The 14,480-nt window shown below is 45.5% G+C and carries 15 protein-coding genes and 1 riboswitch; of the genes, 14 read left to right on the forward strand and 1 reads right to left on the reverse strand.

Translation table 11 applies throughout. The features are described from left to right. Positions 1–87 precede the first annotated feature (87 nt). From coaBC to spoVM, 13 genes are all read left to right on the forward strand, one after another. Positions 88–1,302 carry a bifunctional phosphopantothenoylcysteine decarboxylase/phosphopantothenate--cysteine ligase CoaBC gene (gene coaBC / locus BLT53_RS04945; RefSeq protein ID WP_090233199.1) on the forward strand — a complete coding sequence of 405 codons (1,215 nt, stop codon included), beginning with the start codon at positions 88–90 and terminating at the stop codon, positions 1,300–1,302. Then, positions 1,299–3,716: a primosomal protein N' gene (gene priA, locus BLT53_RS04950; protein ID WP_090233200.1), complete on the forward strand. Its 2,418-nt coding sequence runs from the start codon at positions 1,299–1,301 to the stop codon at positions 3,714–3,716. Before coaBC ends, priA begins: the two co-directional genes overlap by 4 nt. Before the next feature lie 25 nt (positions 3,717–3,741). Then, a complete protein-coding gene (gene def / locus BLT53_RS04955) occupies positions 3,742–4,215 on the forward strand; it encodes a peptide deformylase (RefSeq protein WP_090233202.1) in 474 nt (157 codons plus the stop codon). Positions 4,216–4,224: 9 nt separating this feature from the next. After that, positions 4,225–5,160, forward strand: a complete 936-nt coding sequence (fmt, locus tag BLT53_RS04960; RefSeq protein WP_090233203.1) for a methionyl-tRNA formyltransferase — start codon at positions 4,225–4,227, stop codon at positions 5,158–5,160. After that, positions 5,157–6,530, forward strand: coding sequence for a 16S rRNA (cytosine(967)-C(5))-methyltransferase RsmB (rsmB, locus tag BLT53_RS04965; RefSeq protein ID WP_090233205.1), 1,374 nt, complete (start codon positions 5,157–5,159; stop codon positions 6,528–6,530). The genes fmt and rsmB overlap by 4 nt, the downstream gene beginning before the upstream one ends. Then, complete coding sequence (gene rlmN, locus BLT53_RS04970; RefSeq protein WP_090233206.1) at positions 6,524–7,609, forward strand: dual-specificity RNA methyltransferase RlmN; 1,086 nt, start codon at positions 6,524–6,526, stop codon at positions 7,607–7,609. Before rsmB ends, rlmN begins: the two co-directional genes overlap by 7 nt. Before the next feature lie 6 nt (positions 7,610–7,615). Continuing rightward, on the forward strand, positions 7,616–8,380 hold the full coding sequence (locus BLT53_RS04975; RefSeq protein WP_090233208.1) for a Stp1/IreP family PP2C-type Ser/Thr phosphatase: 765 nt from the start codon (positions 7,616–7,618) through the stop codon (positions 8,378–8,380). 1 nt (position 8,381) lies between these two features. Next, entirely contained in the window at positions 8,382–10,433 is a 2,052-nt protein-coding gene (pknB, locus tag BLT53_RS04980) for a Stk1 family PASTA domain-containing Ser/Thr kinase (protein ID WP_090233210.1), read from the forward strand. Beyond that, positions 10,426–11,319 carry a ribosome small subunit-dependent GTPase A gene (gene rsgA / locus BLT53_RS04985; RefSeq protein ID WP_090233211.1) on the forward strand — a complete coding sequence of 298 codons (894 nt, stop codon included), beginning with the start codon at positions 10,426–10,428 and terminating at the stop codon, positions 11,317–11,319. The genes pknB and rsgA overlap by 8 nt, the downstream gene beginning before the upstream one ends. A gap of 1 nt (position 11,320) precedes the next feature. After that, positions 11,321–11,968: a ribulose-phosphate 3-epimerase gene (gene rpe, locus BLT53_RS04990; protein ID WP_090233213.1), complete on the forward strand. Its 648-nt coding sequence runs from the start codon at positions 11,321–11,323 to the stop codon at positions 11,966–11,968. Positions 11,969–11,993: 25 nt separating this feature from the next. Then, a riboswitch (TPP riboswitch) is annotated at positions 11,994–12,101 on the forward strand. Positions 12,102–12,175: 74 nt separating this feature from the next. Continuing rightward, positions 12,176–12,748 (forward strand): energy-coupled thiamine transporter ThiT, encoded by a 573-nt coding sequence (gene thiT, locus BLT53_RS04995; protein ID WP_090233214.1) that lies wholly within the window; start codon positions 12,176–12,178, stop codon positions 12,746–12,748. Then, positions 12,745–13,386 carry a thiamine diphosphokinase gene (locus tag BLT53_RS05000; RefSeq protein ID WP_090233215.1) on the forward strand — a complete coding sequence of 214 codons (642 nt, stop codon included), beginning with the start codon at positions 12,745–12,747 and terminating at the stop codon, positions 13,384–13,386. The genes thiT and BLT53_RS05000 overlap by 4 nt, the downstream gene beginning before the upstream one ends. A 98-nt stretch (positions 13,387–13,484) precedes the next feature. Next, the gene (spoVM, locus tag BLT53_RS05005) at positions 13,485–13,565 is read left to right on the forward strand and encodes a stage V sporulation protein SpoVM (RefSeq protein WP_061969353.1); all 81 of its coding nucleotides are present in this window, start codon (positions 13,485–13,487) and stop codon (positions 13,563–13,565) included. 129 nt (positions 13,566–13,694) lie between these two features. Here the strand turns inward: spoVM and rpmB are convergent, their stop codons facing one another. Beyond that, positions 13,695–13,883: a 50S ribosomal protein L28 gene (gene rpmB, locus BLT53_RS05010; RefSeq protein WP_090233217.1), complete on the reverse strand. Its 189-nt coding sequence runs from the start codon at positions 13,881–13,883 to the stop codon at positions 13,695–13,697. 233 nt (positions 13,884–14,116) lie between these two features. Between rpmB and BLT53_RS05015 the strand changes: the two genes are divergently transcribed. Further along, positions 14,117–14,479, forward strand: coding sequence for an Asp23/Gls24 family envelope stress response protein (locus BLT53_RS05015; protein WP_061969356.1), 363 nt, complete (start codon positions 14,117–14,119; stop codon positions 14,477–14,479). Position 14,480 lies beyond the last annotated feature (1 nt).

The following is a 14,480-nucleotide window of genomic DNA, read 5'->3' on the forward strand; positions in this document are numbered from 1 at the left end:
TAGGTTGTTATTTTTTTCAGTTTTTACAGAATAACAAAGATATTGATTATAAATATATTATGTAAACAAAGACGGGAGGAACAAACCTTGACTCCATCTCAAAAAAATGTACTCCTTTGTGTGACAGGCGGAATTGCGGCTTATAAGGCAGCGACGATTGCGAGCCGGCTGTTTCAAAAAGGGTTTCATGTCAAAGTGATTATGTCGGACTCCGCTCAAAAATTTATTACCCCGCTGACCCTGCAGACCTTGTCCAGAAATGAAGTATACACAGACACGTTTGAAGAGCGAGATCCTAATGTAGTTGCCCATATTGACATTGCAGACTGGGCAAATCTTGTCGTGGTGGCACCTGCAACGGCCAACTGTATCGGTAAGCTGGCCAATGGCATTGCGGATGATATGATCACGACGACTCTCCTGGCTACTCAGGCACCCGTAATAATTGCCCCGGCCATGAATGTGCATATGTATCAGCATCCGGCAGTAATGCAAAACATGCAAAAGCTTGCGGACTTTGGCTATCGCTTTGTGGAGCCGGGCGAAGGCTTGCTTGCCTGCGGGTATATCGGGAAAGGACGGCTTGCTGAACCCGAAGAAATCATCGCCTGTATAGAGGGGCATTTTTCGGGAGCGGAATCCGTTGCAGGGCTGCCTCTTAAGGGAAAAAATGTGCTGGTAACGGCAGGCCCGACAAGGGAACAGGTCGACCCTGTGCGTTATTTTACCAATTATTCTTCGGGGAAAATGGGGTATGCCATCGCAAAAGCTGCTGCTAGAATGGGTGCGTCCGTTACGTTAGTCAGCGGGCCGACAGCTCTAGAAAAACCGTCAGGCGTACATGTTATCGATGTTATATCCACTGAGGATATGTTTCAGGCGGTTATGAAGGAGTACCCTGACCAAGATCTTGTCATTAAGTCAGCGGCGGTTGCTGACTACACACCCCGAATTAAATATGGTGAAAAAATGAAGAAAAACAAGGAAAACTGGTCGGTGGAAATGGAAAAAACAAAAGATATTCTTTCCGTGCTCGGACAGAAAAAGGAACGGCAAATTCTGGTCGGGTTTGCAGCGGAAACCGGCAATTTGGAAGAGTACGCAATGGATAAGCTGAAGCGTAAAAATCTCGATATGATTGTCGCCAACAACGTGGCTCAGGAAGACGCAGGGTTCAGTGTGGACACCAACCGAGTCATTATTTATAAGAAGGATGGTTCATCGATTGAATATCCGCTGCAGTCGAAAGAAAAAGTTGCCGAGGAAGTGCTTCTTCAGGCGTTGGAATTGATGGCTTTATGATCGCAAAAGTGATCGTGGATGTGCCGGCCAGCAATGTTAACCGCACCTTCGATTACCTTGTTCCCCAAGAGCTGGAGGAAACGGTAAAACCGGGAATGAGGGTTTCTGTACCATTTGGCCCCCGTAAGCTTCAGGGGTTTGTCATGGAACTGGCTGACGAGCCATCCGTAAAAAAGCTGAAAAAAATCAATGAACTGCTTGATCCTGTACCCGTCTTAACGGAGGAGCTTCTGCGGCTCGGCCAGTGGGTTTCCCAAAGAACGTTGTGCTTTTTGATTACCGCCTATCAGGCGATGATCCCTGCTGCGTTGAAAGCGACCTATAATAAAGAATTCAAAATGGTGACTGGGATTTCTGTGGAAGATTTGCCGGCAGAGGCAGCCGAGTGGTTCAGGCATCGCGAGCGCATACCCATGGATGATTTGTTGAAAGTCAAACCCACACCACTCGGCTTGTTTCAGCGCTTGGTCCAAAAAAATCATCTGGAAGTCATTTATCAGATGTCAGATAAGGTTTCCAAGAAAAAAATCAAGCTTGTGCAGGCTTTGGGAACGAAAGAAGAGATCCTGGAACATATGGCGTCCCTTTCCAAACAGGCGGTAAAACAACGGGAAATTCTTTCGCTTTTACTCGAGTCCGGGGAACCGGTGGTGCAAAGGGATCTGCTTGAGATCCTTGATACTACACGATCGGCGATACAGTCGCTGGAACAAAAAGGGTATGTTCAAACGATCGAAAAAGAAATCTATCGTGATCCATATGGCAACCGGGATATCACGCCAACAGAGCCGCTGCCACTAACCACGCAGCAGGAGCAATGTATCCGGCCGGTATTGTCAGCGCTTGAGGAAGAACGTCATGAAACAATTTTGATTCACGGTGTAACAGGAAGCGGCAAAACAGAAATTTATCTTCAATCCATCGACAAGGTGATAAAAAAAGGACAGGAGGCGATTGTTCTTGTTCCTGAAATATCGTTGACGCCTCAAATGGTTAACCGGTTTAAAGCACGATTCGGCTCGCGCGTTGCTGTGCTGCATAGTGCCTTGTCCGCGGGAGAAAAATATGATGAATGGCGGAAAATTCAGCGGAAAGAGGTATCTGTAGTTGTCGGAGCCCGTTCCGCAGTGTTCGCCCCTTTTGAAAACCTCGGTTTGATTATCATAGACGAGGAGCATGAATCAAGTTATAAGCAAGAGGAAAACCCCCGCTATCACGCCAGAGAGGTAGCCGTTCACCGGGGAGAATACCACCGGTGTCCTGTCATACTGGGAAGTGCGACTCCTTCACTGGAATCGTATGCAAGAGCGCAAAAAGGGGTTTACACCCTTTGTGAACTAAGCGAGAGGGTCAATCAGCGTGAACTCCCCTCCGTGTCGGTTGTCGATATGAGAGAGGAACTCCGTGCCGGTAACCGCTCCATGTTTTCACGTGATTTGTTTACGAAGCTGAAGGAAGTGCTCAGCCGGAAAGAACAGGCGGTTCTCTTTTTAAACCGGAGAGGCTATTCATCATTTATTCTGTGCCGTGACTGCGGTTATGTTGGCGAATGTCCGCATTGCGATATCTCATTAACGTACCATAAACGGCAGCATTTGCTGAAATGCCATTATTGTGGACATCAGGAGCCGATGCCTTTGCGATGTCCTATGTGCGAAAGTCAATACATCCGCTTTTTCGGTACCGGTACACAAAAGGTGGAAGAAGAGCTTGCCAGACTTCTTCCCGAGGCAAGGGTAATCAGGATGGATGTTGACACAACAGGAAGGAAAGGAAGCCATGAGAGATTGCTGAGTGATTTCGGACAGGGGAAGGCAGATATCTTGCTGGGCACACAAATGATCGCCAAGGGACTGGATTTTCCAAAAGTCACGCTTGTCGGTGTTCTTGCCGCGGATACGATGCTTCATCTGCCGGATTTCAGAGCGTCCGAAAAAACCTTTCAGCTTCTGACCCAGGTAAGCGGAAGAGCAGGCAGGCATGAGCTAACCGGAGAAGTGGTGATCCAGAGCTATACGATCGGGCATTACAGCATTGATCTTGCCTCTCAGCATGATTATCATGCGTTTTATGACGATGAGATGAAAATCAGAAGGGACCATAAATATCCCCCTTATTATTATTTGACCCTGTTGTCTTTCTCGCATCCGGAATTGATGAAGGTGGTGGATGCGAGTGAGAAATCAGCATCCTACCTTTCACAGAAGGTTTCACGGGGCACCATCATTCTTGGGCCAGTCGTATCACCGATCGCCCGCATCAAAGATAGATATCGCTACCAGGTCATGATAAAATACAAAAATGAACCTGGATTGAGCGAAATGATTTCAGAATTACTTCAGCATTTTCAGTCCGAAATGGACGCCAACGGCCTCCAGATCTCAGTGGACATGAATGCTCAAAATATAATGTAAGTAGTACAGACGGGAGAGAAAGAAGATGGGAGTTAGGGAGATTGTCTGTTACCCTGATGAAATTCTTGAAAAAATTTGTGAACCAGTCACATCCTTTCATCATGAACTTCACCAGCTGATCGACGATATGTTCGATACCATGTATGAAGCAGAAGGTGTTGGGCTTGCTGCGCCTCAGATCGGGATCGATTTGCGGGTTGCTGTTGTAGATGTGGGTGATGAAACCGGCAAGATTGAATTGGTGAACCCAATTATTGAGCATGGTGAAGGCGAACAGGATGGACCGGAAGGCTGCCTAAGCTTTCCCGGTATTTTCGGAGATGTGAAGCGGTCCCAAAAAGTAACCATACGGGCACAGGACAGGAACGGAAGAACATTTACCATCGTGGCGGAAGACTTTCTTGCTCGCGCCTTACAGCATGAAATTGACCACCTGAACGGCATTTTGTTCACCTCCAAGGTCAGTTCGTACTATGAACCTGGAGAGTTTGAAAGGTAGGAGTTACAAATGAAAATTGTTTTTATGGGAACACCGTATTTTTCGGTCGGTGTTTTAAGAAGACTTGTAGAAGATGGCTATGAGATTGCTGCAGTGGTAACACAGCCGGACAAGCCTCAAGGCAGAAAAAAAGAAATTAAGCCGACTCCGGTAAAAGAAGAGGCCATGAAACACGGTATTCCTGTGTTGCAGCCAAAAAAACTGAGAGCTGAATATGAGGAAGTACTGAGTTTTCAGCCTGACTTGATTGTGACCGCTGCTTATGGACAAATTCTTCCTTCTGAAATCTTGGAGGCACCTCAATACGGCTGTGTTAATGTCCATGCGTCGCTTCTGCCTGAATACCGCGGAGGGGCACCGATTCACCAGAGCATCATTGATGGTAAGGCAGAAACCGGTGTAACCATTATGTACATGGTGGATAAGCTTGATGCGGGGGATATCCTGACACAGGTCAAGGTTCCGATTGAAGAAAAAGATCATGTGGATAGTATGTTTCAAAAATTAAGCATTGCGGGTGCCGAACTCCTTTCCAAAACATTGCCTGATTTGATTGAGGGCAGACTGACTCCCATCAAGCAGGACGAATCAAAAGTAACATATGCTTATAATATTTCAAGGGAGCAGGAAGAGATTGACTGGTCCAAAAGCGGTGAAGCCATTTACAACCAGATCAGGGGTATGCATCCCTGGCCGGTCGCCTTTACGAGACTGAACGGACAGCTCTTGAAAGTATGGTGGGGGAAAAAAGTAAAAACAGGTACTGAAGCTGAACCCGGTACGGTTCTAGAAACCAACAAAGAAGGAGTGGTTGTCAAAACCGGGAATTCCACAGGGATACTCATTACTGACCTCCAGCCTGCCGGAAAAAAACGCATGGCCGCCACACAATTTTTACAAGGTGCGAAGCTTCAGCCCGGGACAAGGCTGGGTGAAAAAACTTGAAACAAAATGTGAGGAATACAGCAGTGGATGTGCTGCTAAAGATTGAACAGAATCAGGCTTACAGCAATCTTCTGCTCAACCAGTCGATCCAGAAAGCAAAACTGAGTCAGCAGGATACAGGCCTTTTGACAGAGCTGGTATACGGAACCGTTCAACGGAAAAACACGCTGGATTATCTATTGGCGCCTTTCGTGGCAAAGGGCCTTCAGAAACTGGACAAATGGGTGCTGGTTCTTCTCCGCATGTCCCTTTATCAGATGATATATCTTGACCGGGTTCCGGATCATGCCATTATCAATGAAGCCGTGGAAATCGCAAAGGCACGAGGTCATAAAGGGATCTCTGGCATGGTCAATGGTGTGTTGAGAAAAATACAGCGGGAAGGGACAAAAGATCTTTCAGTCATTAAAAACGATGAGGAACGGCTGTCCCTTCAGTACAGCATGCCCCTGTGGCTTGTTCACCGATGGATTGAACAATATGGACTACATGAAACAGAGAAAATGTGTGCGGCCAATACAAAGCCATCTCCAGTTACAGGAAGAGTCAATGTAATGAAGACCAACCGTGACCAGGTGCTAGAGGCCCTTGAGAAGGAAGGAATTGCGGGTAGCAAGGGGGAACTTTCTCCTGATGCTGTGCGGATAAATAAAGGCGGCCTTTCACATTCTTCTTTATTTAAGGAAGGATATGTTACAATACAAGACGAAAGCTCAATGCTTGTGGCACGGGCACTTGGTCCGTTGCCTGGTGAAAATATACTGGATGCCTGCGCGGCTCCTGGAGGAAAAACGACGCATATCGCCGAACTGTTAAACAATACAGGCGCGGTGACGGCGCTTGACCTCCATCCGCACAAGGTAAAACTGATCGACGAGCAGGCGAGGCGCCTTCATTTGGGCAACATAGCAACAGAGGCGCTGGACAGCCGTAAAGCAGGAGATAAATTTGCATTCTGCTCGTTTGACAGAATACTCGTGGATGCACCATGCAGCGGATTTGGTGTCATTCGAAAAAAACCGGACATTAAATGGTCCAAAAAAGAAGAAGACATTCATCGAATTGCTGAGATACAGCAACAAATATTAGCTAAAGTGGCAAAACTGTTAAAACCAGGCGGGACATTGCTGTACAGTACATGTACCGTCGATAAAGAGGAAAATCATGAGATTGCCGCAGCGTTCCTGGATAAGCATCCCGATTTTGAATGGGACAGCCAGTTCAGTGAGAGGCTGCCTGAACCATTGAAACCATTTGTGGTGCCTGCACAAGCCCAAGTACAGATCCTTCCTCAATACTTTAACAGTGATGGTTTTTACCTTGCATGCTTTAAGAAAAAGACTACAACTGGTGGTGAAACCCAATGTTAAAACCGTTAAGTGAAAAACAGCAAAACCCGGCCATTATGCCGTCTATCTTTTCACTTGAGTTAAGTGATCTGGAAAACTGGCTTTCTGAAATTAAAGAACCGAAGTTCCGTGCAGCACAGATTTACAATTGGCTTTATGAAAAACGAGTGGCAAGTTTTGAAGAAATGACAAATCTGCCAAAAGGGCTTCGTGAGAAAATGGAACAAACGTACCATATTCATCCGATGAAAGAAGTAGCCCGCCAGGAATCCTCCGATGGCACGATCAAATTTTTGTTTGAGCTGCAGGATGGCTATTCCATTGAAACCGTTCTGATGCGCCATGATTATGGCAATAGCGTCTGTGTGACTACACAGGTAGGCTGCCGTCTGGGCTGTACGTTCTGTGCATCAACGCTCGGCGGGTTAAAACGGAACCTGCTGGCCGGAGAAATTGTCTCCCAGGTGCTACAGGTACAGCGCGCCCTTGATGCTACTGAGGAGAGGGTAAGCTCGATTGTTATCATGGGAATTGGCGAACCTTTTGATAACTATGACGGCCTTATTAAATTTTTGAAAGTCGTCAACCACGATAAGGGCCTTAATATAGGAGCACGCCATATTACGGTTTCAACGAGTGGAATCGTGCCTTATATTTATAAATTTGCAGATGAAGGCATGCAGATCAATTTTGCGGTGTCATTGCATGCTCCAAATACGGAAATCAGAAGCAAACTCATGCCTGTGAACCGAATGTATCCGATGAATGAGCTAATGGAATCCATCCGTTATTACATTAAGAAAACCGGACGCAGGGTTTCCTTTGAATACGGCTTATTTGGCGGAGTGAACGATCAGGTGGAGCATGCCGAGGAACTGGCAGACCTCATTAAAAGTGTAAAATGCCATGTGAACCTAATTCCAGTGAACTATGTACCGGAGCGTGATTATGTCCGCACGCCAAAGAACCAAATCTTTAAGTTTTTGGAAACCTTAAAAAAACGTGGTGTCAATGCGACTCTTCGAAGAGAGCAGGGGCATGATATTGACGCAGCTTGCGGGCAGTTACGGGCGAAGGAGCGTCGGGAAGAGACGAGGTGACGTATTTTGCAGTATGCATTTAAGACAGACACAGGTAAAGTTCGTCAGCATAATGAAGACAGCGGGGGAGTGTTCACAAAAGGTGAACACTTTCTTGCCCTTATTGCGGATGGGATGGGCGGCCATAAGGCCGGAGATGTAGCAAGTTCCAAAACGATTCAGCATTTCGAAAAGGCGTGGAATATGATAACGGAAGATGAGATTGAAACGCCGGTAAAAGCGGAAGAATGGCTTTTAAAGACGGTAACCAATACCAATTTAGAGCTTTTTCAGTATGCCAACAGCAATGCTGATTGCAATGGAATGGGTACGACTCTTGTCGGAGCGCTGTGCACCCCATCTTATTTAACGATTTTACATATAGGCGACAGCCGTGTTTATTATTTTTCGGAAGACAAGCTCATTCAAAAAACGGAGGACCATACGCTTGTCAATGAACTGGTTCGATCAGGACAGTTGTCCGAAAAGGAAGCAGAAAATCATCCCAGAAAAAATGTCATCCTCCGGGCATTGGGAACCGACGATGTTATTGAGGTAGATATCCAGACCATTTCATGGGGCGAAGGCGACCTTGTGCTTCTGTGTTCGGACGGGTTATCGAATAAAGTATCCCGGGATATGATGGAATCCACCGTAAATGATGATAGCCTCTCGCTGGATCAAAAAGCGGACCGTCTCGTAAACCTGGCAAATGAAGCCGGAGGAGAAGACAATATTACGATTGGGCTCGTCCGTTACACTCCCGATGAACAGCAAAAGGGAGTAAATTAGCATGATTGGCAAACGAATCAGCGGCCGCTATAAACTGCTCGAAGTCATAGGAGATGGCGGAATGGCTATTGTTTACCGAGCCAAAGATCTTATTTTGGACCGGGACGTGGCCGTCAAAATCCTTCGATCGGAGTTTTCGGACGACGAGGAGTTTATCAAGCGGTTTAAAAGAGAGGCAGAAGCTGCAACCAGTCTGGATCACCCACATATTGTGAGCATCTTTGATGTGGGTGAAGAAAATAATGTCTATTTCATTGTGATGGAGTACGTGAAGGGAAAAACGTTAAAGCAATATATACGTGAAAAAGGGCGGCTATCTGTGGAGGAGTCCATACAGATCATCAAGCAGATCGCTTCGGGTATGGTAGCTGCCCATGAACATGGAATCATTCACAGGGACATTAAACCACATAATATTCTCATTGATGAAAACGGAGTGGCCAAGGTTACGGATTTTGGCATCGCACTTGCCATCACATCGGCGACCATTACCCACACCAATTCCGTTTTGGGCTCGGTTCACTATTTTTCACCGGAACAGGCTCGCGGAGGTGTAGCCAACGCGAAATCGGATATTTATTCATTGGGGGTCGTACTATTTGAAATGCTGACAGGCCGGGTCCCGTTTACAGGAGAGTCACCTGTATCTGTCGCATTAAAACATTTGCAGGAAGATGTACCGGAACCGAGAAAAATTAATCCGGAAATTCCGCAAAGCGTGGAAAATATTATCCTTAAAGCCCTGACAAAAAACCCGATCTACCGGTATGACAGTGCCCTTGAGATGATGGATGACCTTGACACTGCGTTGTCACCTCACCGGCTGAATGAAGAACGGTGGAGTGATTTTGATGAATCTGCTGATGCGACAAGAATTATGGCTCCGGTTTCCATGACAAAAGAGCCGGAGGCAAAAGAACCTGAGTCTAACCCGGATCACCCCCCCGAACCAAAGAAAAAGAAGAAAAAGTGGCGAATGATTCTGCTCATTCTTATACTTTTGCTTGCTGTTGCGGGGGTAGCCGCTTTTGTCATGCCAGGAATGTTTAAAGTTAAAGACGTTTCGGTTCCTAATGTGGTTCATAAAGACTACGCTGACGGCTATGACAAGCTTGTTAACCTGAAACTGAAAGTGGAGCGCAAAGACCTTTATGACGATGAAGTTGAGCAAGGAAAAATCATCAAACAGGACCCTGAAGCCCAGTCCATGGTAAAAGAGGGGAGCACGGTCACGCTCTATGTCTCTAAAGGCTTTAAAAAAGTGGATATGGAAGATTTGACTGGTATGAAGGAAGAAGAAGCAAGGGATTTGCTGAATGAACAAGGGTATAATACGAAAAATATTGAAACGATACCTGTAGAGTCGGAAGAAACACCAGAAGGGGAAGTAGTATCCCAAAGTCCAGAAAAAGGCGAAAAGGTTAATCCAAGTGAAATTCAGGTCATCCTGCGGGTAAGCACAGGGCCGCCAACCGTTCAGCTTGAAAATTTGGCGAATTCATCCAGAGAAGATGTGCAAAATTACATCTCCCAGGAAGGACTGAATGTTGATTTTTCGGAAGAATATTCTGATACGGTCGAGGAAGGAAAAGTCATTTCACAAAAGCCTTCTCCGTATACCACTGTGAAAAAGGGAACAACAGTAAACGTCGTTATTTCCAAGGGAAAGAAACCTGAGCCCAAACCGCCTGAAGAGAAACCTGAAGAAAAGCCGGATAATAAACCAGAAGATAAACCGGAAAAGCCAGATAAGGGCGAAAAACCACAGGACCAAGAGATTACGTTTAACAACAAAATTACCGTGGAAGTGTCCAAAGAAGATGAGGATCAACAATTTCAGGTGAGAATTGTTTACAGTGATGCCAAAGAGGATAATGCTGTATTTGTGGAAGAACAAATTTCGAAAACGAAAGAATATATGGTGCCGCTCACCGTTTCACCAGAAAAGGATGCGTCCTATACCGTATATTTAAACGGAAAAGAGCAAGCGGCAAAAACGTTTAACTATAAAGATGCAAAGGAAGGAAATTTCAAAGGAGAGAATAATGAATAATAAGACTGAAGGAAGAATTATAAAATCAGTCGCTGGTTTTTATTATGTGCTTTTCAATGACGAGGTCTTTCAATGCAGAGGACGGGGAAATTTCAGAAAGAAAAAAATTACTCCTGTGGTGGGAGACTGGGTTGTGTTTGAATCTACCAACCCTACGGATGGCTATATTCTCGATGTAAAAGAGAGAAAGAATGAATTGAACCGGCCTCCGATCGCGAATGTCGATCAGGCTATTCTAGTGTTTTCTGCAGTACGTCCCGAATTTTCAACAGCGTTGCTTGACCGATTTCTTGTTCACATCGAAGATAATGGCATACAGCCGGTTATATGCATTACTAAGATGGACTTGATCGAGAGCAATGAGTACCAGCTGGAGATTGAAAATTATATCAAAGCCTACCGCAAGCTGGGATATGATGTTCTTCCGACCTCTGCCATGTCGCTCGCTGGAATGGAAGACATCAAACCCATTTTTAAAGGCAAAACCAGTGTGTTTGCCGGACAGTCCGGGGTTGGAAAGTCGTCTTTATTGAATGCGCTGATGCCTGAGCTCATGCTGGAGACCAACGATATATCCGATCATTTGGGCAGGGGAAAGCATACGACCAGACATGTAGAACTCCTTCCGTATGGTGAAGGATTGATTGCGGATACTCCTGGGTTCAGTTCTCTGGATTTTGTTGAGATTGAAACCGAAGAGCTTTCTTACAATTTTCCCGAAATGAAAGAAAGAGTATCGGATTGCAAGTTTCGGGGCTGTACACATAGCTCGGAGCCGAAATGTGCGGTAAAAGAAGCTGTGGAAGAAGGGGAGATTCCCCGCTTCCGCTATGACCACTACTTGGAATTTTTACAGGAAATCAAGGAACAAAAACGGAGGTACTAACATGATAAAAGTTGCGCCATCCATACTGTCCGCTGACTTTTCAAAGCTTGGCGAAGAAGTCAGGGTAGCTGATGAAAGCGGGGCTGATTACATCCATATTGACGTGATGGACGGTCATTTTGTGCCAAACATTACGATGGGCCCACTTGTGGTAAACGCGATACGCCCGCTGACAGATTTGACATTTGATGTCCATTTGATGATTGAAAATCCGGATCAATATATTCCGAATTTTGCAGAGGCGGGTGCCGATATTATCACGGTTCATGTAGAAGCATGCCCGCACCTGCACCGGACCATCCAGCTGATTAAAGAGCATGGGAAAAAAGCAGGTGTTGTATTGAACCCGGCCACTCCGATCGATACGATCAAGCATGTTCTTCCTGAACTGGATCTTGTTTTAATCATGTCGGTCAATCCGGGCTTTGGTGGACAGTCATTTATCCACGAATCTCTGTCAAAAATTAAGGAACTCCGAACCCTAATCGATGAAAAGGGTCTTGATGTCGAGATTGAGGTCGACGGAGGCGTAAATGCAGAGACAGCACGCCTTTGTGAAAAAGCAGGAGCAACTGTTCTTGTTGCGGGATCCGCCATTTATGGGAAAAAGGACATAAAAGGTGCAATCCAAGCCATTCGTGGTGTATAATAGATGGGTATAAAGAACTGAGAGAAGTAACCACAGGGGGAGTCCTATACAGGGGCTGAGAGGGGAGTAAACTCCCGACCCTTTGAACCTGAAGCAAGATCATGCTTGCGTAGGAATGTGGAGTCGCTGTTGTTTCATTAAAAAGCAACCGTCATTCACATGCCGGTTGCTTTTTTCTTTTCTTAACCATGTTAGGGGGAGAACAATATGACAAAACGGATTGGGTTTTTAACCGAAATCGCAATGATGTCCGCACTGGCCATCATTTTAAGCTTTGTACAATTTAAGGGGATCTGGGCCTATGGGGGCTCGGTTTCTCTGGAAATGCTGCCGATCTTTCTAATGGCCTTCCGCAGAGGAGTATCCGGGGGAGTGGCCACAGGCTTTATCGTGGGAATGGTCAAAATGCTGATTGACGGAACTGCAGGCATTCATCCGGCTTCCTTGATTCTTGATTACCCGCTGGCCTTTTTGCTTGCTGGTTTTGCAGGAATTTTCAGAGTCAATGCTGTGTCCTCGCCAAAAAGGAGAATATCAGCCATTGTGGTTGGAATTTTGTTTGGAAGCGTGCTTCGACTTGCTTCCCACGTGGTTTCCGGTGTCATTTTCTTTGCAGCATACGCTCCTAAAGGAATGAATCCCTTTGTGTATTCAGTAATCTATAATGTTTCCTACATGATTCCTGTGGCCCTTATCACCATTGTGGCGTTTCTTTTCTTAACAAAAACCGCCCCTCGCCTTCTTCATCACACGGGCCGTGGAGTACGGCAGGCAGCATGAATATCATCATTGTAGCAGGAGGTCCGGAAGAGAAGCATCCGGACTTTTCTTGTTTTCCTATAGATGACTCCGTCTGGGTAGGAGTTGATCGTGGCGTGTACCTTCTGCTGAAAAAAGGCATCAAGCCCAGTTACGCCTTTGGGGATTTTGATTCACTGGACAGCAGGGAAAGGGAATGGATATCCTCTTATGAACTCCCTTTATTTGAATATGACAGCGAAAAGGACAAAACCGACCTGGAACTGGCCCTCGAATGGGCGCTTGCCGAACAGCCGGAGGGAATCACATTGCTTGGTGCGACCGGCGGGAGGCTCGATCATGAACTGGCCAATATTCAGCTTCTGCTATTGGGCCTTGAACGGAGTGTGCCAATTGAGATCCGAGACATTCAAAATTCAATCAGCCTGAAAGCACCCGGGACATATGAGGCGGTGAATGAACCGGAGTATCCTTATCATTCCTTTCTTCCCTTTAACGGGCCGGTGAAGGGCCTCTCTCTTTCCGGATTTAAATACCCGCTGGAACAGCAATACTTGCCAATGGGTTCCACTCTTTGCATATCCAATGAGCTTGTAAATAAAAGTGGTACTTATTCCTTCTCTGACGGCATATTAATGTTCATAAAGAGCCATGATTAAATTAATCTTTTACGTCAGGCCGCATGGTACTATTTTTTATGTGATGAATATATTTACAAGGAATGTCTTATTTTTTAAGGGCCTGGAGGAGGGGTATGATGAAATTTTACACCATTAAACTGCCTAGGTTTTTAGGAGGATTTGTACGTGCGGTTTTAGGTTCGTTTAGAAAAGGATAAAGAGGACGACCGGCACCTTATTTTATGTACAACATTTATTAAAAAGGAATGGCACCCTGTCAAAGAGGGTGCCATTCCTTTTTGGTGCAAAATAAAAAAACAACGGGGGACCCGTTGTTTTATGAGCATTTACGCACGTTCGATTTTTCCGGATTTAAGGGCACGTGCTGAAACATATACACGTTTCGGCTTGCCGTCAACCAAAATGCGGACTTTTTGAACGTTAACTCCCCAGCTCTTTTTTGTTTTGTTCAAGGCGTGTGAACGCTTGTTTCCTGTTTTAGGGCCTTTTCCAGTAACGTAGCATTTGCGTGACATATTGTGTACCTCCTTTATAACAGTAAAACTGTATCATATCAGTCGTATGTTAAATACTAACCTATAGTAGCATGACCACTAAATAAAAGCAACAAATGAATTTATGTATTTCAAGTAAAATTGCTTGACATAACTTAGATGCTATTGTCAAATGGAGATGTTCTTTTAAAAAACTTAGTTATATAGTAAAATGAGGGTTAGCCATAATTGATTGATAAAAAGGGGGATTCATCATGTCCATTGAAATGAAGAACAAATACGGCCAGATTGACATTTCTACGGAAGTGATCGCAACCATCGCTGGAGGAGCCGCAATTGATTGTTACGGAATTATTGGCATGGCTTCAAGAAAGCAGCTGAAGGATGGCATTACCGAGCTTTTAGGGCGTGACAACTTCTCCCGGGGAATTGTGGTTCGGCAGGAAGAAGAAGAAGTACATATTGATATGTATATTATCGTAAGCTACGGAACGAAGATTTCAGAAGTAGCCCATAATGTTCAGACAAAAGTGAAGTATACACTTGATCAGATGCTGGGTCTATCCGTGGATTCGGTGAACATCTTTGTTCAAGGTGTCAGGGTTACAACCCCTTAGT

This window comes from Fictibacillus solisalsi (assembly GCF_900103485.1).
GTDB lineage: Bacteria > Bacillota > Bacilli > Bacillales > Fictibacillaceae > Fictibacillus_C > Fictibacillus_C solisalsi.